Origin of the sequence: Paraburkholderia sediminicola (assembly GCF_046027825.1) — a bacterium.
GTDB lineage: Bacteria > Pseudomonadota > Gammaproteobacteria > Burkholderiales > Burkholderiaceae > Paraburkholderia > Paraburkholderia sediminicola_D.
This window is the reverse complement of record NZ_JAQQDU010000003.1, coordinates 13351-39339: the sequence shown is the minus strand read 5'-3', so window position 1 is coordinate 39339 and position 25989 is coordinate 13351. Positions and strand designations below refer to the sequence as shown.

Below are 25989 nucleotides of genomic sequence, written 5' to 3'. Positions count from 1 at the left end.
CGTAGCGAGCCGCCCTCACCCCCTCACCCCTTCGTCGCCCCAAACGTCAACCCCGCCACAAAATGCTTCTGCATCGCGAAGAACATCGCGACCGAAGGCAAGGCGGCCAGAATCGACCCGGCGGACACCAGATTCCACGCCGTGGTCCACTGCCCCTTCAACGCTGCGACGCCCACGGTAATTGGTGCGGCGTCGTCACCTTGCGTCAGACATAGCGCCCAGAAGTAGTCATTCCAGACGAACGTGAATACGAGGATCGCCAGCGCCGCAAGCGCAGGACGGATCAATGGCAACACAATCCTGAAGAACACCGTCCATTCGTTCGCGCCTTCGATCCGTGCAGCCTCGACCAGTTCGAATGGCAGCTGCTTGATGAAATTCCGCAGGAACAGCGCGCAGAATCCCGTCTGGAACGACACATGGAACAGAATCAGCGCGCTCACGGTATTGAACAAGCCGAGTTGCAATGAGAGATCCCGCACCGGAATCATCAACACCTGCACCGGGACAAAGTTGCCCGCCACGAACGTCGCAAACAGCGCCGAATTCCCACGAAACCGATAGATAGCCAGCGCGAACCCCGCCATCGCCGCAAGCGAAATCGAGCCCACTACAGCGGGCACCGTAATCAGCACGCTGTTCCAAAAGTAATGCAGCATCGGCGAGGTCGTCAGCGCCTCGCGATAGTTATCGAGCATCGCGAAGTGCTTCGGCCAGCCCCAATAGTTGCCCTCGCTCAGTTCTTCCGTTGAGCGCACCGAAGTCACGAGAACCGCGATCATCGGCAGCAGCCAGATCAGCAGCGCGAGTGGCAACGTCAGTTTGTACACGCGGCGCGTCACCGGCTTCCATTTGTCGATCGGGATCGGAAACATGGGCGGCTCCCTATTGTTCGGCGCGCAGCATGCGGCGCAAGTGATAAACGATGTACACCAGCATGATCGCGAACAGCACGACGGCCACCGCCGCGGAATAGCCGATGCGGTAGTACTTGATCGCCTGGTCGTACATGTAGTACGCGAGCACGGTCGAACTTTCGAACGGTCCGCCACCGGTCATTACCGAAATCAGATCGAAGCTGCGCAACGCACCGATCACCGTGACGACGATCGCCATGAACGTGGTCGGCCGCAACTGCGGCAGGATCACGTGCCACAGCATCGACCAGCCGCGCGCGCCCTCCATTCGCGCCGCCTCGATCTGCTCGGCGTTGAGCGACGTCAGGCCGGTCAGATATAGAATCATGCAATACGCGGTTTGTGGCCACAGCGCCGCGAACACGATGCCGAGGGTCGCGTAACGCGGGTCGCCGAGTACCGGCACCCCATGCCCGAGAATCATCGCGAGCAGGCCAAAGGTGGGGTCGTAGAACCACGAGAAGATCAAACCGACCACCACGCCCGACAAGACGAACGGTGCGAAGAACAGCGATTTGACGATGCGGATGCCCGCCACCGCCTGGTTCAGATAGAGCGCGACGGCGAGCCCCATCGGCGGCGCAAGCAGGAACAGCAGCAGCCAGATGAGGTTGTTCTTCAGCGCCGTGTAGAACGTCCGCGCATGGAACAACTCGACGTAGTTTGCGAGGCCGACGAAGGACGGGTCGCTCATCCCATCCCAGTTGAAAAAGCTCAGGCGGATGGTCGAGATGATCGGCCACACGACGTAGATCGCCACCATCACGCAGGCCGGCGCGAGAAACAGAAAGGCGGCTCGCCGCTGCCGGCGCGCGGTTGGCGATGGACGGCGGCGGCGTGCCACGCCTGGCGGCCCACCGCGTGATGACCCGCCCGAAGCCGGTACACCCGATGCGGGCAAGCCAGCACCGCCGGGTTCGGCAGGACCGCCGACGGTGTGACGGGTGACAGAGTGCGACACAATCATTCTCCTGTCGACCAGATGTCGATCGGAGTTGGCGCTTCAGCGCCTAATCCGATCCCATGCAAAGCTGTTGGTGCTTTAGCACGTACTCTGGTCCCATGCAAGATAGTTGCCAATCAGATACAACGAGTAGCGGCCCAAGCCAGGGCCGCCACCGCTCACTTCTTGTAAATCCGCTTACGCGTCTGCTCGAGTTGCGCGAGGATGTCGTCGAGCTTCGACGGATCGGAGATGAACTGCTGCATCCCCTTCATCCCCTCATCGGCCATTTCCTTCGTCATGTCGCGATCGTAGAACTGCGCAATGCCGCCCTTCGTGTTCGCGAGAATCTGGAAGCCGATCTTCGAGATCGGATCCTCAGGTTCAGGCGACTTGCTGTTCGCCGACAGCGAACCGAGCCCGGCCGCCAGCTTCGCGCCATTTTCCGGCGTCTCGACGAACGCAAGGAAGGTACGCGCATCCGCCTTGTTCTTAGCCTTCGAAGGAATATTCAGCGATTCGACCGGGCCCTCTTCGGCAGTCGGCACGTTCGCGTCGATGATCGGGAACTGGAAGTAACCCATTTCCGGCTTGACGCTCGGCGGGAAACCACCGGTGATGAACGTACCCATCAGCATCATCGCGGCCTTGCCCTGGAACAGGAACGGCTGCACGGCATCCAGATCGTAGGAGAGCGAGTTGTCGATGAAATAGCCGGCGTCGATCAGTTGCTTCCACGTTGTGTAGACCTTCTTCACGCGCGGATCGGTGTACGCGATGTCGCCCGCCATCAGTTTCTGATGGAACGCGTTGCCGTTCAGGCGCAGGTCGAGATAGTCGAACCAGCCGGCCAGCGTCCATGAATCACGGCCTGCCACGGCAATCGGCGTAATGCCTGCCGCTTTCAGCTTCTTGCAGTCGTCGAGAAACTGGTCCCACGTTTTCGGTTCGCCGCCAATGCCGACCTTCTGGAACAGATCCTTGCGATAGAACATACCCCACGAGTAATACACGGTCGGGGCGGCGTACTGCTTGCCCTTATACGACGACGCTTCCTTCGTCGACGCATACATGTCGTTCCAACCGTTCTTCGCCCAGTCGCCGCTCAGATCTTCGAAGAGGCCGCGCTGCGCGTAATACGCCATCCGCTCGCCGTCATGCCAGTTGACGATATCGGGCGCGACGGTGGAGAGCCAACCGGGCAACTGAACTTTGTACGCTTCTTCGTCGATGAACGACACCTTCACGTCGGTACCGGGGTGCGTTTTCTTGAAGTCGTCGATGATCGATTGCCAGACGGCGCGCTGACTCGCGCCTTTGAACGCGATGTTGACCTCGAGCGTGCCGGCCTGCGCCGTGCTGACGACGGATGTCCCTGCAGCCGCCGCGGCCAGCGCGAGTGCCAGCAGAATCTTGCGTGGTTTCAGTGCCATGTTGCTGTCTCCTTTGTTCCTTGATTTTGCGTCGTTGTTGTTACTGCATGGAATCCTTCGTTTGGCGCTTCAAATCATTTGCCCGATCGATAGACGGCCACACCCTGCGGTTCAACAACGCGTGAACCGATCACGAAAGCGTTGTCGGCAACACCGGCCAGCGTGTGCGTCTGATCACCGTAGTTGAACACGTAGGTCAGCGCACCACGACGGCTGAAGCGCACGCTGTCGCCGAGCGGCGTCGTGCCGACACCCGCTTCTCTCGCGATCTGCGCGAACAGGTGGACGGTGAGCGCATCGTCGAACAGGCTCGCGAGGTAATGAAATGCGCCGCTTTTCACGTAGGCAGGATGGCCGTCGGCGAAATGGGCCCGCACGTCAAGCGAAGCCGCCGCATCGCCGTCGGTATCGATGAAATCGCGCCAGTGGCGCGCGACGCCATCGTCCGCACTAGCGTCCTTGCTGTCCACCAGCCGCACGGCTTCGGTCACATTCGGCCGCATCGATTCGACACGCCACACGCGCAACGGCAGCACCGAGGCCAGCGCACCTGGCGGCAAGTTCGCCGGAATCTGCAGGTCCTCTGTCTTCGAACCGGTGCGCGGACCCAACACGACCTGGGCGCCCGAGCTTGCAAGCCGCGCGGCCAAATCGGCAGACACGACCGGCAGCGGCGGCACAACGATCAGACGATAACCATCAAGCGATGCATCGACCGGCACGATATCGACATCGAGCCCGAGCGCGCGCAGCGCCGAGTAATACTCGAATGCGAAGCGCGGATAGTGAAAGTCCGCACCTTGAGGATGAATTTCGAAGAGCCACTTCGCTTCGTAGTCGTAGACAAGCGCGACCTTCGAACGGATCGCGGCGTCAGCGTCGGCGTTCGCCGCAAGCACCGCGCGAATCTCTTCGGCGACCTTCGCGGCTTCATGACCGCCAACGTCGAGCTGGTTATCAGGCGTGTTCAAGCCGGCGTGCATCTGCTCCTGCGCAAACGGCGCCTGGCGCCAGCGGAAATACGACACGCAGCCCGCGCCGTGCGCGAACGCCTCCCAACTCCACAGCCGCACCATGCCGGGCAGCGGCGCCGGATTCCACTGCGCCCAGTTCACCGGACCGGGCTGCTGCTCCATCACCCAGAACGGCAGCTTCGACATACCGCGGTACACGTCATGATTGAACGACGCGAAGTCGGGATGCCCGCTGCGTAACCAGCGCGCCTTCACGTCCGGCGCGAACCACTGCTCTTCGAGCGCGCCGAGCGGATAGCTGTCCCATGTCGCGACATCGAGATCGGCCGCCACCTTGTAGTGATCGAACTCGGTAAAGAGCTGCATGAAGTTGTGCGCAACTGGCCGCCCCGGCGAATGCGCGCGGATGATCTCGACCTGCATGCGGTTGTAGCGCGCCACTTCGTCGGAGGCGAAACGCCGGTAATCGAGCCGGTGCGACGGATGCGCCTCGGTGACGGTCGCCACCGGCGCGTCGATCTCGTCGAAGCTGCGGTATTCCATGCTCCAGAACACCGTGCCCCACGCACGGTTCAGCGCATCGATGGTTTGATAGCGCGCCTTGAGCCATTCGCGAAAGCGCCCCACTGCCGCCGGCGAATAGCTGACCACCGTGTGATGGCAACCGAATTCGTTATCGGTCTGCCAGTAGGCGACAGCCGGATGCTTGCCGTAACGCTCGGCGACTGCGATGCAGATCCGCTGCGATGCGGCGAAATACGAGGGCGAGGAGAAATCGTAATGACGGCGTGAGCCGAAAGCGCGCGGACGGCCGTCCGCACCGATCGGCAGAATGTCCGGATGACGGTCGATCAGCCACTTGGGCGGCGTCGCCGTCGGCGTGCACATGACCACCTGCAGACCGGCGGCGCCAAGCACATCGATCGCGCGATCCAGCCAGCCCCAGTCATATTCGCCTGGCGTGGGCTCCATCCGGCTCCACGCAAATTCGCCGATTCGCACCTGCTCGATACCGAGTGCTTTCATCCGGCGCGCGTCGTCTTCCCACATCGACTCCGGCCAGTGTTCCGGGTAATAACAGACTCCAAGGCGCATCCGAATGTCCTCTATGCGTAGTGTTCGACGGATTCGAGCGAAGCGGCGGCAAAACCGTCCTCGGTAAACAAATGGCAAGCGCGGCTGGGGACGTGCAAGCTCGCGCGGTCACCCGGCGCGAGGCGTGTGTCGCCCGGCGCCTTGGCGATCAGCGCGGCGCCGCCGGGCTGATCGAGGTGGACATAGCTGTGCTCGCCGAGTTGTTCGACGAGAGACACGGTGCGGGTCAAAACGGCGTCCTGCGCGTTTTCAGCCATTGCCGTACCGATGAATTCCAGGTGTTCCGGGCGCACACCGAGCGTGACGGGTTGCGATGCCTGCAAGCCGTCGCCGCTGACCGGCACGCGCACCTTTTCGTCTGTGTGATCGAGCGTGACGGTCACGCCCCGCGTATCGACCGACGTTACCCGCCCCGGCAAAAAGTTCATGCGCGGCGAACCGATGAAGCCGGCCACGAAACGGCTCTTGGGACGGTGATACAACTCGAGCGGCGCGCCGATCTGCGCGATGCTGCCGAAGCGCTCGGTGTCCTTGCCCGCGTGCAGCAGCACGATCTTGTCGGCAAGCGTCATCGCTTCGATCTGGTCGTGCGTGACATACACAACGCTGGCTTTGGCGAACTGCTTATGCAATCGCGCGATTTCGATGCGGGTCTGGCCGCGCAGCGTCGCGTCGAGATTGGAGAGCGGTTCGTCGAACAGAAACACGCCCGGCTGGCGCACGATGGCCCGGCCAATCGCCACGCGCTGCCGCTGCCCGCCGGACAGCGCCTTCGGCCGGCGCTCGAGCAAGGCCTCCAGTTGCAGGATGCGCGCGGCTTCCCGCACCTTGCGGTCAATTTCGTCTTTGGGGGTTTTGGCGAGCTTGAGGCCGAATGCCATGTTCTCGAACACGGTCATATGCGGAAACAGTGCGTAGCTCTGGAACACCATCGCCACGCCGCGCTGCGCCGCCGGTACGTCGTTGACGAGGCGGCCGGCGATCGACAGGTCGCCGTCAGTCACATCTTCGAGGCCGGCGATCATCCGCAGCAAGGTGGACTTACCGCAGCCGGACGGGCCGAGAAACACGCAGAACTCGTTCTCGCCGATCTCCAGATCGACATCGCGGATCACCAGCGCGCCGTCGCCATACGCCTTCTGCACGCCTCTCAACGAAATGCTCGCCATTGCATCGACTCCGTGATTTAATCGGCTCGATGTCGGAGATTAAGCGCTTAATCAGCAGGGCCGAAAAAAATCGATCGCGTGCGATCGCTGGGCCTTGCCTGTCTCCGATATCGTTTTGTCTGTGCGGCAAATGGTGCCGCGCCTTCGGCTACGATGCAAATGTCGAACAGCCATCCCAAATATTGAATATCCATGCCAACCCTCAGCGAAGTCGCGCAGCGCGCCGGCGTCACCCCTGCCACGGTATCGAACGTGTTGCGCAATCGCGGGCGGGTCGGCGCGACCACTCGCCAACGCGTGCTGGACGCCGTCGACGCGCTCGGCTACCGTCCGCATCTCGCCGCCCGCGCGCTCGCCGAAGGCCGCGCGCCGACGTTGGCGTTGATGGTGTCGAGCATCGCCAATCCGTTCTATCCGGAGTTCGCGCTTGCCGTCGAACGCGCGGCGCGCAGCAGCGGGCAGTTCGTGATCATCTGCAATACGAACGAAGATCCGTCGACCGGGCGGGCGTATCTCGATCAGATCGCCGGCACGCTTTCCGAGGGCGTGCTCGTGACGAATGCGAACCTCGATTTTGCGGATCTTCATGCGACGGAATCGCGCGGCACGCCGGTGGTGCTGTGCATGTGGGAACGTCCCAATGAGCCGCCGGGACTGCCGTGCGTAGCGGTCGATTTTCGTCTGGCTGGCGAATTGGCCGGCACGCATCTGCTAACGCTCGGTCATCGGCGGATCGGCGCGATTGTCGGCAGCAAGGCAACGGGGATTCACGCGGCACGTTACGAAGGATTTGTCGACGCAGTGCGTGCGGCCGGCGTGCCGAAGGGCCGAGTCAAGCATGCGCCCGACACGATACAAGGCGGTTACACCGCAGCGCGCGCGCTGCTGGAAGCCGATCCGAAACTCACCGCGATCTTCGCGACCAACGATCTGCCGGCGCTCGGCGCAATGCACGCCGCCGCCGATCTCGGTTTGAACGTGCCGGGCGATCTGTCCGTGATCGGCATTACCGACATTCAACTGGCGCGCGAGTCGCGGCCCGCGTTGACGACGGTCGCAGTGCCGACCGTCGAAGTCGCCGGCCTCGCGGTCGAGCTGTTGCGCGAGTTGATCGAATCGTCGTATGGGCAAGCGGGTCGCCAGGTCCCGGCAAACGTGCCGATGCGAATTTCCTCGGCGCCTCAGCTCGTTGTGCGCGCATCGACTGGAGCCGCACGTCAGGCGCGTTGAATGACGCGAGAGAAAATCGGGCTGGTTGAGTCCCGCTCAATGCGAGGCACCGTTTCTTGTGACGCGCCGGTCGTAGCAGCGAAGCCGCCCGGCAGCATGTCCGCCTGACCGCCGCCTCTGTGCCTCTGTGCCTCTGTGCCTCTGTGCCTCTGTGCCTCTGTGCCTCTGTGCCTCTGTGCCTCTGTGCCTCTGTGCCTCTGTGGCTCTGTGGCCGTGTGGCCGTGTGGCCGTGTGGCCGTAACAGCATCGAGCACGTTACGTAGCGAACTCTACACACGACCGTCCCCGCCCCCCCGGGCTACCGGCCGCAAACGCCCGTATCAAGCGGTTCGGCGAAAAAAACGCCACTTCGATCAATCCATCCATGCAGTTGGCACGGTCCCTGCAATAAAGCAGGCAAAGGCCGAGCGCCGGCATGACTCACATGCTGCTTGCGCTCCCCCAACAGGCCAGGCCAAGGCCATAACAAGCATGGATACTCAAATGATTGCCGATCTTCTGCTGGACGCCGATGTCGCCGAAAAGACCTTCGGCGCAGACTCGACCTTCGCGCAGCGCCATCCCTTGCAAATCGCAGTGTGCCTGCGCAAGCTGATGGCCGGACAGGACTTCGTCACGGTGGAATTCAACGGTCGCCAGATCGTGACGCAAGTGCTCGATGTCGATTCGCGCAATGCCCGCTTTATCTTCGACGCCGGCAGTGTGGAGATGGACAATTACGCGCTTCCTGCTGCGCGCCAGTTGATCTTCCGCAGTTTGCCAGGTGGCATTCGCACTGAGTTCACGACGCTCAACGCCAACCCGATCATGTTCGAAGGGCGCCCGGCTTTCGAGGCGGCCTTCCCTTCGCTCCTGTACTACGTTCAACGCCGCGAATTCTTCCGTGTACAAACGCCCGTGCTAGATCCGTACATCGCTTGCGGATCGTATGTGGACGGCGGTTCATTCCGGCTTGAACTGCAGGATCTTTCATTGGGCGGCGTGGCCTTGAACACCGCCGATGCGCGCTTCGGCTCGCTTGAAAGCGGCTCCGTATTGCGCGACGTCACACTGCAACTCGGCGGCTTCGGCACACTACGGCTCGACCTGGAAATCGTCGCGCCGCGGCAATTGACGACGCCGAAGGGCGACCGGCGCTTCGTGATCGGCTGCAAGTTCGTAGAGACGCTGGGGCCGGCTGAGCGGACCTTGCAGCGTGTCGTCACCCACCTCGAAACGAAGCGTCAAAGGCTCGCACCGCGCGGGTAAGCGTCTTAAAGCACGCCCACCCCGATTTTCACGGCATCGATCAGGTTTGCGGTCATCGACGAGAGAATCGACGCGCTCAGCCGCCACTTAAGACCTTCACGACGGTAGCCAATACCGTCGCAAAGGAACTCTTAAGACTTCAATTCCCTTTCAACCGAGCCAGGACTTTCCCGAAGGTCCGGTGTTCGATCTTGCATCGCACTACGCCCGTCAAGCCCCGCCACATAAGCCTCCCCGTCTTGGGGGCCGTTTCTGCACGTCAGTTTCCCTCACAATCGTTTTCTTGACGGAAGCTCGCGCGCCTGCTGTACTAAATCAACTAAAGTGATTTAAGCAGTCAACTTCGGGCTGCCCATGAATCGCATCAGTTTCCAAACCCGATTGCAAACAGGTGGCAAGCGCGCAGCGTTCGCGTGCGCCACCGCCCGCAGTTCACAACGTCGTTGCCAATAACCGGAGGAGCGTCCCATGAATCTGAATTCCCGCAGGCATCCTGTCGCCAGGAAAATCGTCTCGATGTGCGTTGCGGCATCGGCGGTGTGGTGTGCGAGCGCGAGCCAGGCGGCTGACCAGCCTGTCGTCGGCCTCATCACCAAGACGGACACCAACCCGTTCTTCGTGAAGATGAAAGAAGGCGCCGAAGCGGCCGCCGCGAAAGACGGCGCCAAGCTCCTCACCGCCGCCGGCAAGTTCGACGGCGACAACGCGAGCCAGGTCACCGCCATCGAAAACATGATGACGGCCGGCGCAAAGGCAATTCTGATCACACCGAGCGACACGAAAGCGATCGTGCCGAGCATCAGGAAAGCACGCGCGGCCGGTGTCATGGTGGTCGCGCTCGACACGCCGACCGATCCGCAGGATGCCACGGACGCCCTCTTCGCCACCGACAACTTCAAAGCCGGCGTGCTGATTGGGAAATACGCGAAAGCTGCGATGAACGGCAAGCCCGCGAAGATCGCCACCCTCGACTTGGCGCCCGGCGTATCGGTCGGCGTGCTGCGCCATAACGGCTTCCTGGAAGGCTTCGGTGTGAAGGAAGGCGATCCGTCGATCGTCTGCAGCCAGGACACCCGCGGCGATCAGGCGAAGGGCCAGACGGCGATGGAAAACTGCCTGCAGAAATCGCCGGATATCAACGTGGTCTACACGATCAACGAACCGGCCGCCGCAGGTGCGTATCGCGCGCTCAAAGCGGCAGGCAAAGACAAGAGCGTGATGATCGTTTCCATCGACGGCGGCTGCGAAGGCGTACGCAATGTGAAGGCCGGGGCGATTGCCGCGACCTCGCAGCAGTATCCATTGAAGATGGCGGCGCTCGGCGTGACGGCGGGCGTGGAGTACGCGAAGACCGGCAAGAAGGTTTCCGGCTATCAGGACACCGGCGTGACGCTGATCACCGACAAGCCGATGTCCGGCATCGATAGCAAGGATACGAAGTTCGGCCTCGACAACTGCTGGGGCAACAAGTAACGCGTCTTGAACGGCGGCCCACTGCGCTGGGCCGCTGGATTGCTTCATTGCTGGATCGCCGGCCACCAGATGGCCGGCCCCGCGCATTTACCGCGTGGCCCTGCCCGCCACGCTCATGCATCGAGGACACCTATCATGTCGACCCCTTCCGCGCCCGCCGGCCACCCACGCACCTTCGCCGACCGCCTGCCCTCGCTCGCTGAAATCGGACCGCTGATCGCCCTGCTGCTGGCCTGCGGCTTCTTCATTTCACAGAGCGACCGGTTCCTGTCGTTCCAGAACCTCTCGCTGATCCTGCAACAGACGATGGTGGTCGCCACCATCGCGATCGGTCAGACGCTGATCGTGCTGACAGGCGGGATCGATCTGTCATGCGGGATGGTGATGGCGTTCGGTTCGATCATCATGACCAAATTCGCGGTCACGCTCGGCGTGCCGCCCGTTCTTGCGATTCTGTGCGGTGTCGCCGCGAGCACGCTGTTCGGCGCACTCAATGGCGTGCTGATCACACGGATCAAATTGCCGGCCTTTATCGTCACGCTGGGCACACTGAATATTGCGTTCGCGCTCACGCAGATCTATTCGAACGCGGAGAGCGTCTCGAACCTGCCGGACGCGATCATGTTCCTCGGCAACACGTTCAAGTTCGGCCCCGCCGACGTCACCTACGGCACGGCCCTCACACTGCTGATGTATGGGGCGACGTGGTTCGTCTTGCGCGACACCGTGCCCGGCCGGCATTTGTATGCGCTCGGCAACAACCCCGAAGCCGCGCGCCTGATGGGCCTCTCGTCGCAAAAGATTTTGCTCACCGTGTATTCGCTGGCCGGTGCGATCTACGGCATCGCCGCGCTATTGTCGGTGTCGCGCACCGGTGTCGGCGACCCGCAGGCCGGGCAGACCGAGAACCTCGACAGCATTACCGCGGTGGTGCTGGGCGGCACGAGTCTGTTCGGCGGACGCGGCTCGATTGTGGGCACGCTACTCGGCGCGCTGATTGTCGGCGTGTTTCGCAATGGCTTGACGCTGATCGGCGTTTCCTCGGTCTACCAGGTGTTGATCACCGGCATGCTCGTGATTCTCGCGGTGGCCGCGGACAAACTTTCCCATCGTCGCGGTTGACCACTCAGGAGCCTGTCATGTCGACATCTACTTCAGCTTCCGCCGTGATGCCCGTTCTACAGGCGCGCGGACTCGTCAAACGCTACGGCAACGTCACCGCGCTCGACGGCTGCGACTTCGAAGTGCTGCCCGGCGAGATTCTCGCTGTGATCGGCGACAACGGCGCGGGCAAGTCGTCGTTGATCAAGGCGCTTTCAGGCGCGACCGTCCCCGATGAAGGCGAAATCCTGCTCGACGGCAAGCCGGTCAAATTCCGCAGCCCTTTGGATGCACGCGCTCAAGGCATCGAAACCGTGTACCAGGAACTCGCGGTCGCGCCCGCCATGAGTATCGCCGAGAACCTGTTCCTCGCCCGTGAACTCGTCAAACCAGGCTGGCGCGGTTCGATCTTCAAGATGATCGACAAGCGCCGCATGCTCGACGAAGCCACCGCGCACATGAAGGATCTGCAAATCGGTATCCGCTCGATGCGCCAGGCGGTCGAAACGCTCTCGGGCGGTCAACGCCAAGGCGTGGCGGTGGCGCGCAGCGCGGCGTTCGCGCGACATGTGGTGATTCTCGACGAGCCCACTGCCGCACTCGGCGTGAAGGAAGGCAACATGGTGCTCGAACTGATCCGCCGCGTGCGCGAGCGCGGACTGCCGGTGATCCTGATCAGCCACAACATGCCGCACGTGTTCGAAGTCGCGGACCGCATTCATATCCAGCGGCTCGGCCGGCGTGCCGCGGTGGTGAATACCAAAGACATCCATATGTCGGAGGCCGTGGCGATCATGACGGGCGCAAAGGAAGCGGACGTCAAGGCGATTGCATGATGCCTGCATCCCGCTGAGGGGCACACGACGATGGAAACCACCGGTACACGTTCACCCCTCAAACGCACGGTCGGCTCGAATCAGGTCGGCATGCGGCAGTTCAACGAACGGATCGTCCTGCAGACGATCCGTCTGCACGGGCCGCTGCCGAAAGCCGAGGTGGGCCGTCTCACGCGTCTGTCGATGCAGACCGTGTCGATGATTGTCGACCGTCTGATCGACGACGGCCTGCTCGAGAAGCAGGCGCGCGTGCGCGGCCGCATCGGTCAACCCTCGGTGCCGATCGCATTGCGTGCCGACGGCGCGTACACCATCGGCATCAAGGTGGGGCGCCGCAGTCTCGACGTGCTGGCAATGGATTTCGCGGGTCACGTCGTGTGCCGCGACGTTTTCGAGTATGCCTATCCCGACCCGCGCACGCTATTCCCGGCGCTCGACAGCAAACTGGCGCGCGTGAATCAGACGCTCGGCGCGAGGGCGAACAAAGTGGTGGGCGTGGGCGTGGCGGCGCCGTTGTGGCTCGGCGGTTGGCGCGATTTTCTCGGCGCACCGCAGGAAGCGCTGGACGCGTGGCACGAGATCGACTTGCGTACCCGTATCGGCGCTATGACGGGCTTGCCCGTCGAGTTCGCCAAAGACACCACCGCCGCCTGCGCCGCCGAACTCGTGATGGGCCAGGGCCGCGGGATTCACAATTTCCTCTACCTGTTCGTCGGCACCTTTATAGGCGGCGGTCTGGTAATCGACGGCCGTTTGCATGGCGGCCCGCATGACAACGCGGGCGCTGTCGGTTCGATTCCGTTGAGAGACGGCAGCGTGCGTAAGCCAGCGCGGCAACTGCTGCACGCCGCATCGGGTTTCGTTCTGGAAAAGCTGTTGATCGACGCGGGTGCGCCGTCCGCCGCCGCGCATGACCATCGCGCGCTGTCGCCTGAACTGTGGCGGCAGACCGAACAATGGCTCGACACCGCTTGCCCCGCGATCGCCAATGCGTTGACCAATGCGGCTGCCCTGCTCGACCTGGAAGCGGTGGTGATCGACGGCGAGCTCGACCGGCAACTGGTGCGCGAAATCATCCGCCGAACCGAGCGCGTGCTCGATCGCTTTGAATGGGAAGGCATGGTGCGCCCGCAGCTCCTGGAAGGCACCATCGGCGCCGATGCGCGGGCAATGGGTGGCGCGATTCTGCCGCTATACGCGCATTTCGCTCCCGTGCACGAACTCTTCCTTAAGCCGGCGACGGACGCGGGATATTAGGCGTCGACACGCATCGGTTTCCTGTTGCGCACGGGTCCGCACCGAGCGCACCGTCGCCCATGAAGATTGCACCGCCCTCACGCAGTCATTGCCCGTGCTTCACCAGCCGCTCATTGTGTCGCCACCTTCGCCACAGAAACAGTTTTGGCCGGCGGGTTTTGCAGCAACGGTTGCAGTACCGGCGCAAGCGACTTCAGCAATTGCACCGACAGCGCGCTCGTGAACTCGTAATGGGCCGCATACGGCTCATGCACCCAGGCGGTCAGCGTGCCGTAGAACCGGTCTCCCATCACAAACACGAAGGTTGCGCTGCGGTTCACCTTGCGCGACTCAATCAGGCGCGCGCCCTTGGCCCACACATTGAAGCGCTGATCGCCGGTGCCGGTCTTGCCGTAAATCTCCAGTGTCTGACCATCAGGGAATGTCATACCCTGGGCGAGACGCTTAGCTGTACCGCCTAATACAACATCACGCAACAGCCCCTTGACCACCCCGGCGATCTCCGGCGAAATCTGCTGTTGTGGCGCCACTGCCGCGCGCTGGAAATGCGTTTCGTATGGCGTATTGTTCGCGAAGTCGAGTTGCGTGAGGGTTTCGGTCGGCAGCTTGTTGCCACCGTCGGAAATCACGCCAATTAATTGCGCGAGCGCGGCCGGCCGGTCACCGGACGCACCAATCGCCGCCGCATACGACGGCGTGAGCGTCGCGAACGGATAACCGAGCGCCTGCCATGACTTGCCGATCGCATCATATGCGCGCAGTTCCACCATCCGCTTGATGCGACGATCCTGGGTGGCGTGATAGCGGGTCTTGAAGAGCCAGGAATACGTCGACAGGCGCACGTCGCGGCTCGCGTTTTCTATCTGATCGAGCGTCGCATCGGGATGGGCGCGCAGATAGTTGAGGGTCCACAGTTCCAGCGGATGCACGCTCGAAATATAGCCGCGATCGTTCAGGTTGAAGCGGTCGATCCCATACTTGTCGTACAGGTTCCCCAGATCCTCATCGTCCAGCATGGAGGCCGCCGGCGTGTTCTTCAACGCGGCACGCATCTTCGCGTTGAACCACACATTCGATTCGTCCGGTGCGACGCTGCGCAACACCGTCGCTACTTTAGGCGGCGATTTGCGCACGCCGAGCAGCAGCAAGGCGAGCTGTTGTTCGGGCGCTTTGCCGTGGTACTTCGTGTAGAAACGATTCATGTACACGCGGCTTTCCTGATCGGCGAAACGCGTGAGATACATCTTGCGGATCGCCGGATCGCCTAACCATTGCGACGACGGTCCGGTGGTCTGCACCATCTCGTAGTGGACGATATCGCGCATCAGCCGCACAAACACCAGATTCACCGAATGCTGGAATGCGCGGTGCACGGTGAGAATGCGGCTGTTGTCGTCGGAATCGAAGTTGTTGAAGGACTGCGCGCCGCCGCCCGTATAAAACGTTTCGCCCGGGCTCGCCGAGTATTTGCGTTCCACCGCCGCATCGAGCATGGCTTGCAGCGAGCGATCCGAGGTATGCGTCAGATAATCGAGCGCCCAGCGCGTTAGCTGATCGTTCGGATCGGGCTTCACCGCTTTCAGCTCCGCTATGCTCAGCGGGGCATAACGCGCATGCAGATCGGAGACAATCTGCAAATACGTCACAACGGTGCGCATTTTTGCGGTCGAACCGAGATTCAGCCGCGCGCCCGAGTTGATGTCGAACGGCTGGTTGACGCTGTCGGTTTGCACCCGTACCAGGTTCGCGCCGCCACGCCGTTCGAACAGCGTGAAGCTATAGGCGATCTTCGACGGGTCGTCGGCGGGGCGCAGCATTTCATAACCGACAATCCCGGCGGCTTGCGCGCCATCGCGCGTCGCGGCGGCGGCGAGGCGTTCACTTACGGCCTGCTGCACGGCGTTGTTGAGCGTGCCCGTTGCCTGCAAGTCGAGCCGGTCGAGTTCATAGAAACTCGGAATGCCGAGCGCCGCCAACAGATGCGAGCGCATCGACGTCACGGCCTTGCGCGACACAAACGAGTCCGCGTTCTGCGTTTTTCCCGGTGCGTGCCGCAAATCCACTTGCGCCGACAGCGCGGCATCGCGCAGCGGAGTCGAAATCACGCCACCGCTCGCCAGTAGCCGTAGATAGCTATCCGTCAGACGTTCGAGATCAGCATAGCCGTGATTCAGCAAATACGACGGCGCACGCTGCGCGATCATCAGCGACAGCACCTGGCGAAACGCCGTGCCCTGCTCCGCAAGATTCTCTTCTGTCGACGGCGCTTTGAGGATGCGGTTGACGTCGTTGAAATCGCGACCGTACCAGGCGGCCAGACCGTCGCCAATCCCGTTGATTTCGCCGATGCCCGGTTGCGCGGCAAGCGGCACCGAGTTGAGATAGTGGACGACAATCTGCTGGCGCGCGGGCATGGTTTGCGGGCCGTTCAGATAGGCGCGTACCGAGGCCGATGCGATTTGCCGCAATTTCTCCGGCGGCGTTGCCGTGCGTCCGCCCGCCGAGTGGCGGAACTTCTCGATCTGCGTAGCGAGCGTGCTGCCGCCGGGCGTCGACTGATGCCGGTTGAACACGCGCGCCCCCTGATCAACTAGCGCGCGGCTAAAGCGCCCCCAGTCGATCGCCGGATTACGGTTCGGCTGGTCCGGATCGAGCAGATAGCGGTCTTCAATAAACAGCAGCGAATTGACGACCAGCGGCGGGATCGAATCGAAGCTGCCGTAAACGCGGCCAGGAAACTGTGCACCAAAGAGCGGCGCGCCGGTACCGTCGAAGAGTTGCAGCCCCTCCTGGTCTTTTTCAGCGTAAGGAATAAACAGACCGTCATCGGCCAGCGACAGCATCCGCTCGGAATCACGCGACTGTGCGCTGATTTCAAACCCGCGTTCGAGCAATCGTTTCTGGAACGACGGCAGCAACGCGTAGCCGAGCCGGCTGTCGTAGGGGCCTTTGTCCGCTTGAGGAAATCGGATGGAGTGACTTGGACCGCTGTCGACGGAGAAACCTACGTCGCGCGTGAGTTCGGAGAGATAGCGCGCCTGCAATCGCGACGTTTCGATCTCGACCTGGATAAAGCGGGCCGCCAAAGCCAGCGCGAGCAGAAACGCCGCTGCCAGCCCCCATTTAAGCCACTTCCTGACGGGCGCGATGCCTGTCACGCGAAGCGGTAACCGAACCAGTGGCCGATTCATGGCTGCTCTCCCCGAGCGTGCGCCATGCTCTTGAATTCGGCGCACCTTCGATCAAGTGTAGCGCGGAAAACGAGCGTGCAATCGCTTCGGATTTACCCGAGAGTGTCGCCGCAGCAACACCCCATCGCAAGACATGGCGGAGCGCCAGTTAGCGTGAGATATTGGATGTCTTTCGCAAGTCGAAAAACCGCTGTTTCAAGCGGTTTTTTGCTTCTGCGTCACCTGATCCACGACCTGCCCCGACTTTCGTCCTCGCAGCAATTCAATGAATTGCTCGGCGGGCGGCGACAGCACGCCGCCTTTGCGCGTCACAATGCCGAAGGTTTGCGATGGCGACTTCAGTTTGACCGGCACGAGACGCAGCATTTTTTGCCGGGCGAACAACGTAGCGATCGCGGTCGGCAAAAGTGACACCAGATCGACACTGTTTTGCAGTAACGCGACTGTCACAAAGGTGGAGGCGGTCGAGATCGGGTTGTCCGGCATCTCGAGCCCCGCCAGATCCATCTCGCGTTCGAGCAACGCGTGCAAGGGCATATGCGACGGATACATCACCCAGCGGTGACCGGTCAGATCACGCAGTGTCACTTCCTTCCTGGACAAGGACGGATGCTCATAACCCACCACCACGGATAACGGCTCGTCATCGAGCGGATGGTACTGATACTTCGTCGGATCGGCGGCGACTGCCGCACGGCCGATCACCAGATCGAGCCGACCTTCGTCGAGTTGCAGCAGCATGCGCGCGCTCGTGTCTTCCACCACTTCGATCGACAGGCCCGGCTGCCCGGCATGCAATTCATTCAGCGCCGGCGCCACGCACTCGGGAATCGCGCCCATGATCGCCCCGATCGCGAGACGGCCGCCGCGCCCCGAGCGTATCTCGGCAACGTCCTGGCACAGCGCAGTGAGGTCCGTCGCCACGAGCCGCGCGTAGCGGATCACGCAGTGGCCAAGCTGGTTCGGAATCATGCCGCTCTTCGAGCGCTCGAAGAGCGGCGCCTCGAGCATCGACTCCAGCTCCTGTAACGCCTTGCTGGCAGCCGATTGCGTCATCGACATCGCGCCGGCTGCCTTGTGCAGCGACGTGTGGTCGTCGAGCGCGATCAGCAATTGCAGCTGCTTCATCCGCAGTCTCGACAGCAGAACGTTCAGGGTGTCTTTCATGGCTTGCCGCGGACCCACGAGGTGAGTCGTAAAAGCGATCACAAGATGGAAACAATTCAATATACCCGCCACGCACGCCGCCGCATAGTCAGCGACGGAGACATTCAAAAACCCACGCCTCATCGCGTCATCACCTCACCTCGGCACAACGCACATCGCCATGACCCAAACACATAACCCTGCTCCAATGCGCGGCGTGTTCCCCGTCGCACCGACCATCTTCGACGAGGCCGGCCGTCTCGATCTGGAAGGCCAGAAACGCTGCATCGATTTCATGATCGACGCGGGTTCCAACGGCCTGTGCATTCTGGCGAACTTCTCCGAGCAGTTCGCGCTATCCGACGACGAGCGCAACACGCTGATGCACCTGGTACTCGAACACGTCGCCGGGCGCGCGCCGGTGATCGTCACGACCACGCATTTCAGCTCGCACCTGTGCGCTGAACGCAGCCGCAGCGCGCAAGCTGCGGGCGCCGCGATGGTCATGATCATGCCGCCGTACCACGGCGCGACGATCCGCATTGGCGAGCGCGGCATCTATGAGTTCTATCGCACGGTGTCCGATGCAATCGGGATCCCGATCATGATCCAGGACGCGCCGGTCAGCGGCACCGCGTTGTCCGCGCCGTTTCTCGCGCGCATGGCCCGTGAACTGCAGAACGTGTCGTACTTCAAGATCGAAGTGCCGCAAGCTGCGCGAGCTGATCGAACTGGGCGGCGACGCCGTGGTGGGTCCGTGGGATGGCGAAGAAGCGATCACGCTGATGGCCGATCTCGATGCGGGCGCAACCGGTTCGATGACCGGTGGTGGCTATGCGGACGGCATCCGGTTGATCGTCGACGCCTATGCGGCCGGCGACACCGAAGCGGCCGCCGCCCACTATCAGGAATGGCTGCCGCTCATCAACTACGAAAATCGCCAGGGTGGCCTTGCGTCGTGTAAGGCTTTAATGAAAGAAGGCGGGGTAATTCGATCGGACGCGGTGCGCCGTCCTTTGCCGCCGATGCATCCGGCCACGCGTGCAGGCTTGCTGAAAGTCGCGCGGCGGCTCGATCCGCTGGTGTTGCGCTGGGGCGTCTAAGGCAGCCCGCGGGGAAAAAACCGCATATAAGGCCGGGAAGAAATTGAGTACCATAGGCGCGCACGCTCACCACACCACTTCCCATGACCGCCAATCCTCGAGAACTGACGCCGGAAACCCTCGCCGAGTTGCTCGAACGCATTGCCAAGGAAGACGCTGCGGCACTGCGCGAGCTATATGATCTCGCCGCCCCGAAACTGTTTGGCCTCGCCCTCCGTATATTGAGCAAGCACGAGTGGGCCGAAGAAGTACTGCAGGACAGCTTCGTCAACATCTGGCGTTTTGCCGGCGACTACCGCCGGGCTCTATCCGCGCCGATGACGTGGATGTCCGCAATCGTCCGGAACCGTGCTCTCGATCACCTGCGGCGGGTGAGCAAGCAGGAAACAGAATGGAGCGATGCGTTGGACGATCTTGTGGCAAGCGGCGATCCGGATCCCGAAGCATTGACCGCGGTCAGCCTGCAGGCACGTCTGCTGGCCGGTTGCATGCAGCAACTGGACCCGGCGCAGCGTCAGGCGGTTGCGCTCGCCTACCTGCGCGATCAGAGCCATAGCGAGATCGCCGAAGTGCTGACCGTGCCGCTCGGCACCGTCAAATCCTGGATCCGGCGCGGCCTTGCCAAGCTGAAAACCTGCCTGGGAGGTGAGTGATGAATCTCCATCGCTATCCTCAGCTGGTCGATATGCTGGCTGCCGAGTATGCGCTCGGTACGCTGCGTGGTGGCGCGCGGCGCCGCTTCCAGCAGTACGCGGACCACGATACGGTGATTCGTCAGGCCGTCGAAGAGTGGCAGCGACGGATTTCGCCGCTGGCCGAACTCGCGGAACCGCGCATGCCGCCGGCCGCCGTGTGGGATGCCATCGAGCGGCGTCTCGGCCTGAGCTCGGCACGTGAGGCGGCACGCGAAGTTACCCACCCCCGCACCGTGGTCGAAAAAACCGCGCGTCCGTCCGGCAGCATCTTCGAGAACCTCGCGTTCTGGCGTGGCTGGGCGATCGGCGTGACAGGGTTCGCCGCAGTCGCCGTGGTGGTCGCCGTGCGCTCGCTGTTGCCGTCCAGTGTGACGCCTGCCACGGCGCCGACCGTCGCGCAACAGCCGCAAACACCCGAAGCGGCCGTTTCGCATGTCGCGGTGCTGAATGACAAGGCAGCGCATCCGGTCATGCTGGTGGCCTGGGACGAAGCCCACGCCACCATGACGCTGCATCCGCTCGGCAAGGTCGACTTGCCGGCCGGACGGGCGATGGAGCTATGGGGCATTCCGGCCAATGGCCATCCGGTGTCGCTCGGCATGCTGCCGGACAGCGCCACCGGCAAGGTAACGGCCGGTCAGCAAAAGCCTGAGCAATACGCAGCGCTGGCGGTCTCGATCGAAGCGCCGGGCGGCTCGCCCGATCACAATGCGCCTACGGGGCCGGTGGTGTTCAGCGGCAAGCTGCTGCCGGTGTCCTGAACCGGTCCGGCATCAGCGGACAAGGCCGGCATCCGTTTTTTGCGGATGCCGGCCTTCTGTTTAACCATTCGGAAGTGCAAGCATTGTCAGATGGCTGGACGCGGGCGCGCCATTGCCGCTACGCTAGCTGCATGCAAAGCTTTTATGAAGCCACCGTGAGCCGCTCTGCCGGGCACCCGTCCGCTTACGCGCCGCTAACCGGCCGGCGTAGCGTCAACGTCTGCATCATTGGCGGCGGGCTCGCGGGTTTATCCACGGCGTTGGGACTCGCCGAGCGCGGCGTCACCGACGTCGCCGTCCTCGAAGCCGAGCAGGTGGGCTTCGGCGCCTCCGGGCGCAACGGCGGATTCGTGTTCGGCGGCTACAGCCTCGATTGCGCGGATCTGCTGAAAACCCTCGGGCCGGCCCGCGCGCGCGAACTCTATACGCTGACCACCGAGGCCGTCGATCTGATGAGGAAGCGTATTCGGCGCTACCGGATCGATTGCGACGTGACCGATGCCGGTGTAATCCTCGCCAACTGGTTCGACGAACCGGCAAGGCTCGACACGCAACGGCGCTTGATGCGGGATTCGTTCGGTGTCGAGTGGGAACCCGTGGCGGCTGCGGAACTCGCTTCACAACTAAAGACGAGCCGGTATCACGGCGGCCTGTTCGAGCGCAACGCGTTCCACTTTCATCCGCTGAAATATGTGCTCGGTATCGCGAGTGCCGCGGCTAACGCGGGTGTGCAGATTCACGAGCAATCGCCCGTTGTGCGCTTGCAGCTCGAAGGCTCGGATTTCGTGGTACATACGCCGCACGGCGCGCTCGAAGCGCGCCACGTCGTGATGGCCGGCGGCGGCTATGCGCGCAACGTCTATCCACGGGTCGAACGCGCGGTGTTGCCGATCGCCACCTACGTGATGGCCACCGAACCGCTCGGCGCACGTCTGAAAGACGCGATGGACACCCGCGCCGCCGTCTACGACACGCGCTTCGCCTTCGACTACTACCGCCCGCTGCCGGATACACGCATCCTGTGGGGCGGCCGCATTTCGGTTCGCGACCGCGCCCCTGAGACCATCGCGCGGCTGTTGCGGCGTGATCTGCTGAAGGTTTATCCGCAATTGCACGACGTGCGTATCGAGCACGCCTGGGGCGGCCTGATGAGCTACGCGCGGCACAAGATGCCGCAAATCGGCCGCAGTACGGACGGCATCTGGTACGCGGTCGGCTTCGGCGGGCACGGCATGGCGCCCACCACCGTCTCGGGCGAATTACTGGCGGCGGCCATCTCCGGCGAACGGCCAGTGCCCGACGCGTTCGCGGCCTTCGGCCTGACGCCGACCTACGGCGCGCTCGGTCTCGCGGCCGCGCAACTCACCTACACCGCCATGCAGACGCGCGACGCACTCGCCGCCCGGCGCCCCGCGGGCAGGTCGACGACGTGACGCCAGGCAATACGCGGGCGCTTATGCCGGAGACCCGCTCCAGAGGCCGGTTTGACCGTGCTAGAATGCGCCGTCACTGCCGCTCGAATACACAATGAAAAAGGGAAGCAAGGCCGCCGAGCCTGATACCACCGGCATCGTGTCGAACGCCCCGCGAACGGACGCCCGACGCAAGTACGATCCAGAACAGACCAAGCGCAACATTCTCGACGTCGCGACCCAGGAGTTCTCCGCGATGGGGCTAACGGGCGCGCGCGTCGACGCGATTGCGGAGCGTACGAACACCACCAAGCGCATGCTGTACTACTACTTCGGCAGCAAGGAAGGGTTGTATCAGGCCGTGCTGGAAAAAGTGTACGGCGACATTCGCGCACTCGAGCAGGATCTGCACGTCAGCGAACTCGACCCGATCGAGGGCATGCGCGCGCTGGTCGAGTTTACGTTCGACTATCACGACCGCCAGCGCGACTTCGTCCGCCTCGTGACGATCGAGAACATTCACGGCGCGAAGTACGTCGAGCAGGTAAAGAGCTTCAAAGGCCGCAACGTCACCGTCATTCATACGATCGAAGACCTGCTCTCGCGCGGCATCGCGGCGGGACTGTTCCGCAGCGACGTCGATGCGATCGACCTGCACCTGATGATCAGTTCGCTGTGCTTTCACCGCGTGGGCAATCGCCATACCTTTGGTACGGCGTTCGGCCGCGATCCGTCGCACCCGCGCCTGCGTGCGCGTCATCGCGCGATGATCGTCGACGCCGTGCTGCGTTTCGTGCGCAAGGAAGACTGAGGCAAGACTGAAACGAAAGAAGGGGGACGTGCATCGGCACGTCCCCCTTCTTCATTCCATCAGGCGATTGGATCAAGCCGTGCGGCTCAATCCACCAGCACGATCCGCTTTATATCGCCGACGATAAAGATGTACGACAGCGCGCCGATCAACGCGACCGCGCCGATGAACACCAGCGCACCGACAAACGAGCCGGTTGCCGCGACGATGAAACCCACCACCAGCGGTGTGACGATACCGGCCAGATTGGCGGCGAAGTTGAAGATGCCTCCGGTCACACCGAGCAGGCCTTCGGGCGCAATGTCCGACACCAGTGTCCAGCCCAGCGCCGCCATCCCCTGCGCGAAAAACGCCACCGACAGAATCGCGATCACCACCACGTTGCTCTCGACATAGTTGGCAAGAATGATCGTTGACGCGAGCAGCAGGCCGGCAATGATCGGCAGCTTGCGCGCCACATTCGGCGACTTGCCGCGACGCAGCAGCCAATCGGAGAAGATACCGCCGAACATCACGCCGATCGACGCGGCAATGAACGGCATGATCGCGAAGAAACCGATTTTCAGCCACGCCATATGACGTTCGGTGGCGAGATACGTGGGGAACCAGGTGAGGAAGAACACCAGCGTCGAGTTGCCGGCGAACTGGCCAAGGCAGATGCCGGCCAGTTGACGATGCTTGAGCAGGCGTCCGATGGTGCGCCATTCGAAGCCGCTCTTTGCCACCGCTGCCGGTGCAGCCGGTGCGCCGGCAGAATCGGCGTCCTTCTTCCCGTGCGTCAGACCGCCGCCTGCTTCGATATAGTCGAGCTCCGCCTGATTGATGGACGGATGATCGTGCGGCTCGCGATAGAACATCCACCAGATCACGCCGAACACCAGGCCCACGCCGCCCACCACGTAGAACAACGAACGCCAGCCGAACGCGCCCATCAGCATGAACAGAAACGGGCTGAAAAACGCGAGGCCGATATATTCGCCGACGGTGTAGGTGCCGGTCGCCATCGCGCGCTCGCTCTGCGGAAACCATGTGGCCACCACGCGGCTATTGGTCGGGAAGCACGGCGCTTCCGAGACGCCGAGGCCGAGACGGAACACGAACAACGCGCCAATGCCATGCACGAGCCCTTGTGCCAGCGTGAACAGCGACCAGAACGTCATCGACAGGAAATACGTCAGCTTGCTGCCGAAGCGGTCGAGAAAGAGCCCGCCCGGAATCTGCGAAGCGACATAGCTCCATGAGAACACGGAGAACAGCAGCCCCATGAGCGCGGCGTTGATGCCGAGTTCCCTGGTCAACTGCGGCGCCGCGATGCCGAGCACCGTGCGGTCCAGATAGTTGATCATCGTGCCGACCGCCAGCAGCGAGAGAATCTGGTAGCGGGCTTTCGAACGGCGTACGGTGCTCGCCGTGGCGTTCGTTTGGCCTGGTGCGTCGGCGGGCGTGGATTGAATGGGTTGCGGCATGGCGTCTCTGTCTCCTCGGTCTGGTTGTGGTCCGGCTGTGGCCGGCTCGCGTGCTACCGGCTTAGCGTTGTAACAACGACTGGAAATGCGTGTAAACGCGCTCGGCGTCGGGTTCCAGGCCCGTGAAGATACGCATCGCGTCGACCGCCTGATACACCGCCATCCCGCCGCCGCTCAGCGTGCGGCAGCCGAGCGCTTCGGCTGCCTGCAATAGCGCGGTGCGGATCGGAAAGTAGACGATATCGGCGACCCACAAATCGCGGTGCAGCAATTCGACCGGCAACGGCAAGCCCGGCAATTTCGCCATTCCTGTGGGCGTCGCGTGAATCAGGCCGTTAGCGGCCACGAGCGATTCATGGAGCGATTCATGGAGCGATTCCGTGGGCGAGCTGCCGGCGGTCACGGTGGATGCGGGGAAACGCTGCTGCAATTCCGCAGCGAGCGATGCGGCGCGCGCGGCGTCCACGTCGAACAGCGTGAGCGTTTGCACACCCATCGTCAGCGCGGCATGCGCGACTGCCGCGCCCGCGCCGCCCGCGCCCAACTGCACGACGCGCTCCAGCGACACGTCAGGCAAGCCGCGCTGAAACGCACGGGCGAAACCGGACCAATCGGTGTTGTGGCCGATACGTTTGCCGTCCTTGAACAGAACCGTGTTGACCGCGCCGAGTGCGCGCGCGTCGTCGGACAGTTCGTCGAGCAGCGGGATCACGGCCTGCTTGCACGGGTACGTGATGTTCAATCCGTTGTAGCCCATGCGTTCGGCGGCAACAAGCAAGTCGGAGAGCGCCGTGATGTCCAGCTTCAACGCTTCCAGATCGATGCGCCGGTACACATAGTGCAAGCCGAGCTTGCTGCCCTCCTCCTCATGCATCGCGGGGCTGAGCGATCCGCCGATGCCCGAGCCGATCAGGCCGACCAGAAACGATTTTGCGCTCGCCTGTGGGTTCGCTTGCGTGTTCGCTTGCTGGCTCATTTTGCCGCCCTATTCTTAAGGATGGTCGCCATCCGCTCCAGCGCGAGCACATAGCCCTGCGTGCCGCAACCGATGATGATCGCCTCGGCCACCGCCGACACGTACGAGTGGTGCCGGAACGCTTCGCGGCGATGCACGTTTGAAATATGCACTTCGATGACGGGCTTTTCGATGGCGGTAAGCGCGTCGGCAATCGCCACCGAGGTATGCGTGTAAGCGGCAGGATTGATCACGATGCCGTCGACCTTGGTACGCGCCGCATGCAGCCAGTCGATGAGTTGATGCTCGGCGTTCGATTGACAGAAGTCGACCGCCAGATCCAGCCGATCGCCCGCGTCGCGGCAAAGTTGCGCGACGTCATCGAGCGTTTCCGAGCCATAGATGGCCGGCTCACGCGTGCCGAGCAGGTTGAGATTCGGTCCGTTGAGGACCAGCACTGATGCAAAACTCATGACGACTACTCCTGCAAAAGTAAGACATAAAGCGGGCCACAGCACGCGCCGCGGCTCTACAACATGAGCGCAGTGTGCGCGCATTGGCCGCAATCGTCATTCGGGGTTTCTACGAATTTGTACCATCTAGTTAGTTTGTATAAACTGTCGAAAATTGCGGTTAATGTGTGTTTGCAGCCTGCCTCTTTCTGGTTGATGGTAACTAGCTAGACCATTTTGCGCGTTGCAACATGGCAGGACGCAAGGCAGACGGACGCGGCACAGCGGCCGTTTCGCGCCCTCCCAACAGCCGTTTCATTG

General features: G+C 62.5%; 20 protein-coding genes and 1 pseudogene. 11 read left to right on the top strand and 10 right to left on the bottom strand.

Annotated features, from left to right (window positions below; translation table 11 throughout):
- Positions 1 to 23 precede the first annotated feature (23 nt).
- From PQQ96_RS02455 to PQQ96_RS02435, 5 genes are all read right to left on the bottom strand, one after another.
- A complete protein-coding gene (locus PQQ96_RS02455) occupies positions 24 to 875 on the bottom strand; it encodes a carbohydrate ABC transporter permease (protein WP_408288266.1) in 852 nt (283 codons plus the stop codon).
- A 10-nt stretch (positions 876 to 885) separates the two neighbouring features.
- The gene (locus PQQ96_RS02450; protein WP_408288263.1) at positions 886 to 1884 is read right to left on the bottom strand and encodes a carbohydrate ABC transporter permease; all 999 of its coding nucleotides are present in this window, start codon (positions 1882 to 1884) and stop codon (positions 886 to 888) included.
- Positions 1885 to 2039: 155 nt separating this feature from the next.
- A complete protein-coding gene (locus tag PQQ96_RS02445) occupies positions 2040 to 3293 on the bottom strand; it encodes an ABC transporter substrate-binding protein (protein ID WP_408288260.1) in 1254 nt (417 codons plus the stop codon).
- A gap of 74 nt (positions 3294 to 3367) precedes the next feature.
- Positions 3368 to 5362, bottom strand: a complete 1995-nt coding sequence (locus PQQ96_RS02440) for a beta-galactosidase (protein WP_408288258.1) — start codon at positions 5360 to 5362, stop codon at positions 3368 to 3370.
- Between the two features lie 11 nt (positions 5363 to 5373).
- Complete coding sequence (locus PQQ96_RS02435; protein WP_408288255.1) at positions 5374 to 6531, bottom strand: ABC transporter ATP-binding protein; 1158 nt, start codon at positions 6529 to 6531, stop codon at positions 5374 to 5376.
- A gap of 192 nt (positions 6532 to 6723) precedes the next feature.
- On the opposite strand from PQQ96_RS02435, the gene PQQ96_RS02430 reads away from it, so the two are divergent.
- From PQQ96_RS02430 to PQQ96_RS02405, 6 genes are all read left to right on the top strand, one after another.
- Positions 6724 to 7761: a LacI family DNA-binding transcriptional regulator gene (locus tag PQQ96_RS02430; protein WP_408288253.1), complete on the top strand. Its 1038-nt coding sequence runs from the start codon at positions 6724 to 6726 to the stop codon at positions 7759 to 7761.
- A gap of 483 nt (positions 7762 to 8244) precedes the next feature.
- Complete coding sequence (locus PQQ96_RS02425) at positions 8245 to 9009, top strand: flagellar brake protein (RefSeq protein WP_408288251.1); 765 nt, start codon at positions 8245 to 8247, stop codon at positions 9007 to 9009.
- Between the two features lie 468 nt (positions 9010 to 9477).
- On the top strand, positions 9478 to 10482 hold the full coding sequence (locus PQQ96_RS02420) for a sugar ABC transporter substrate-binding protein (protein WP_120307325.1): 1005 nt from the start codon (positions 9478 to 9480) through the stop codon (positions 10480 to 10482).
- 135 nt (positions 10483 to 10617) lie between these two features.
- A complete protein-coding gene (locus tag PQQ96_RS02415; protein ID WP_408288248.1) occupies positions 10618 to 11604 on the top strand; it encodes an ABC transporter permease in 987 nt (328 codons plus the stop codon).
- 17 nt (positions 11605 to 11621) lie between these two features.
- A complete protein-coding gene (locus tag PQQ96_RS02410; RefSeq protein ID WP_408288245.1) occupies positions 11622 to 12419 on the top strand; it encodes an ATP-binding cassette domain-containing protein in 798 nt (265 codons plus the stop codon).
- Between the two features lie 30 nt (positions 12420 to 12449).
- The gene (locus PQQ96_RS02405) at positions 12450 to 13676 is read left to right on the top strand and encodes an ROK family transcriptional regulator (RefSeq protein WP_408288243.1); all 1227 of its coding nucleotides are present in this window, start codon (positions 12450 to 12452) and stop codon (positions 13674 to 13676) included.
- Between the two features lie 110 nt (positions 13677 to 13786).
- On the opposite strand, the gene PQQ96_RS02400 is transcribed toward PQQ96_RS02405, so the two are convergent.
- Both PQQ96_RS02400 and PQQ96_RS02395 read right to left on the bottom strand, forming a co-directional pair.
- Entirely contained in the window at positions 13787 to 16867 is a 3081-nt protein-coding gene (locus PQQ96_RS02400) for a transglycosylase domain-containing protein (protein WP_408288240.1), read from the bottom strand.
- Between the two features lie 195 nt (positions 16868 to 17062).
- Complete coding sequence (locus PQQ96_RS02395) at positions 17063 to 18034, bottom strand: LysR family transcriptional regulator (RefSeq protein ID WP_408288237.1); 972 nt, start codon at positions 18032 to 18034, stop codon at positions 17063 to 17065.
- Positions 18035 to 18194: 160 nt separating this feature from the next.
- Between PQQ96_RS02395 and PQQ96_RS02390 the strand changes: the two are divergent.
- The 5 genes and pseudogenes from PQQ96_RS02390 to PQQ96_RS02370 all read left to right on the top strand — a co-directional run bounded on the left by PQQ96_RS02390 (position 18195) and on the right by PQQ96_RS02370 (position 22795).
- Positions 18195 to 19116 (top strand): annotated as a pseudogene (locus PQQ96_RS02390) (dihydrodipicolinate synthase family protein).
- A gap of 83 nt (positions 19117 to 19199) precedes the next feature.
- The gene (locus PQQ96_RS02385; protein WP_408288234.1) at positions 19200 to 19769 is read left to right on the top strand and encodes an RNA polymerase sigma factor; all 570 of its coding nucleotides are present in this window, start codon (positions 19200 to 19202) and stop codon (positions 19767 to 19769) included.
- On the top strand, positions 19769 to 20572 hold the full coding sequence (locus PQQ96_RS02380; protein WP_408288231.1) for an anti-sigma factor: 804 nt from the start codon (positions 19769 to 19771) through the stop codon (positions 20570 to 20572). The genes PQQ96_RS02385 and PQQ96_RS02380 overlap by 1 nt, the downstream gene beginning before the upstream one ends.
- Before the next feature lie 131 nt (positions 20573 to 20703).
- Positions 20704 to 22005, top strand: a complete 1302-nt coding sequence (locus PQQ96_RS02375; protein WP_408288228.1) for an NAD(P)/FAD-dependent oxidoreductase — start codon at positions 20704 to 20706, stop codon at positions 22003 to 22005.
- A gap of 94 nt (positions 22006 to 22099) precedes the next feature.
- Entirely contained in the window at positions 22100 to 22795 is a 696-nt protein-coding gene (locus PQQ96_RS02370) for a TetR/AcrR family transcriptional regulator (RefSeq protein ID WP_408288225.1), read from the top strand.
- Between the two features lie 86 nt (positions 22796 to 22881).
- Here PQQ96_RS02370 and PQQ96_RS02365 read toward each other — a convergent pair whose 3' ends face one another.
- The 3 genes from PQQ96_RS02365 to aroQ form a co-directional block, all read right to left on the bottom strand.
- Entirely contained in the window at positions 22882 to 24261 is a 1380-nt protein-coding gene (locus PQQ96_RS02365) for an MFS transporter (protein WP_408288222.1), read from the bottom strand.
- A gap of 61 nt (positions 24262 to 24322) precedes the next feature.
- Positions 24323 to 25237, bottom strand: coding sequence for a shikimate dehydrogenase (locus tag PQQ96_RS02360; RefSeq protein WP_408288219.1), 915 nt, complete (start codon positions 25235 to 25237; stop codon positions 24323 to 24325).
- Positions 25234 to 25689, bottom strand: coding sequence for a type II 3-dehydroquinate dehydratase (aroQ, locus tag PQQ96_RS02355; RefSeq protein ID WP_408288217.1), 456 nt, complete (start codon positions 25687 to 25689; stop codon positions 25234 to 25236). The genes PQQ96_RS02360 and aroQ overlap by 4 nt, the downstream gene beginning before the upstream one ends.
- Between the last annotated feature and the right edge of the window lie 300 nt (positions 25690 to 25989).

Bases quoted from the DNA above. Each gene is read 5' to 3' on its own strand.
- PQQ96_RS02455 (WP_408288266.1), bottom strand. From the start codon at position 875: ATGTTTCCGATCCCGATCGACAAATGGAAGCCGGTGACGCGCCGCGTG.
- PQQ96_RS02450 (WP_408288263.1), bottom strand. From the start codon at position 1,884: ATGATTGTGTCGCACTCTGTCACCCGTCACACCGTCGGCGGTCCTGCC.
- PQQ96_RS02445 (WP_408288260.1), bottom strand. From the start codon at position 3,293: ATGGCACTGAAACCACGCAAGATTCTGCTGGCACTCGCGCTGGCCGCG.
- PQQ96_RS02440 (WP_408288258.1), bottom strand. From the start codon at position 5,362: ATGCGCCTTGGAGTCTGTTATTACCCGGAACACTGGCCGGAGTCGATG.
- PQQ96_RS02435 (WP_408288255.1), bottom strand. From the start codon at position 6,531: ATGGCGAGCATTTCGTTGAGAGGCGTGCAGAAGGCGTATGGCGACGGC.
- PQQ96_RS02430 (WP_408288253.1), top strand. From the start codon at position 6,724: ATGCCAACCCTCAGCGAAGTCGCGCAGCGCGCCGGCGTCACCCCTGCC.
- PQQ96_RS02425 (WP_408288251.1), top strand. From the start codon at position 8,245: ATGATTGCCGATCTTCTGCTGGACGCCGATGTCGCCGAAAAGACCTTC.
- PQQ96_RS02420 (WP_120307325.1), top strand. From the start codon at position 9,478: ATGAATCTGAATTCCCGCAGGCATCCTGTCGCCAGGAAAATCGTCTCG.
- PQQ96_RS02415 (WP_408288248.1), top strand. From the start codon at position 10,618: ATGTCGACCCCTTCCGCGCCCGCCGGCCACCCACGCACCTTCGCCGAC.
- PQQ96_RS02410 (WP_408288245.1), top strand. From the start codon at position 11,622: ATGTCGACATCTACTTCAGCTTCCGCCGTGATGCCCGTTCTACAGGCG.
- PQQ96_RS02405 (WP_408288243.1), top strand. From the start codon at position 12,450: ATGGAAACCACCGGTACACGTTCACCCCTCAAACGCACGGTCGGCTCG.
- PQQ96_RS02400 (WP_408288240.1), bottom strand. From the start codon at position 16,867: ATGAATCGGCCACTGGTTCGGTTACCGCTTCGCGTGACAGGCATCGCG.
- PQQ96_RS02395 (WP_408288237.1), bottom strand. From the start codon at position 18,034: ATGAAAGACACCCTGAACGTTCTGCTGTCGAGACTGCGGATGAAGCAG.
- PQQ96_RS02385 (WP_408288234.1), top strand. From the start codon at position 19,200: ATGACCGCCAATCCTCGAGAACTGACGCCGGAAACCCTCGCCGAGTTG.
- PQQ96_RS02380 (WP_408288231.1), top strand. From the start codon at position 19,769: ATGAATCTCCATCGCTATCCTCAGCTGGTCGATATGCTGGCTGCCGAG.
- PQQ96_RS02375 (WP_408288228.1), top strand. From the start codon at position 20,704: ATGCAAAGCTTTTATGAAGCCACCGTGAGCCGCTCTGCCGGGCACCCG.
- PQQ96_RS02370 (WP_408288225.1), top strand. From the start codon at position 22,100: ATGAAAAAGGGAAGCAAGGCCGCCGAGCCTGATACCACCGGCATCGTG.
- PQQ96_RS02365 (WP_408288222.1), bottom strand. From the start codon at position 24,261: ATGCCGCAACCCATTCAATCCACGCCCGCCGACGCACCAGGCCAAACG.
- PQQ96_RS02360 (WP_408288219.1), bottom strand. From the start codon at position 25,237: ATGAGCCAGCAAGCGAACACGCAAGCGAACCCACAGGCGAGCGCAAAA.
- aroQ (WP_408288217.1), bottom strand. From the start codon at position 25,689: ATGAGTTTTGCATCAGTGCTGGTCCTCAACGGACCGAATCTCAACCTG.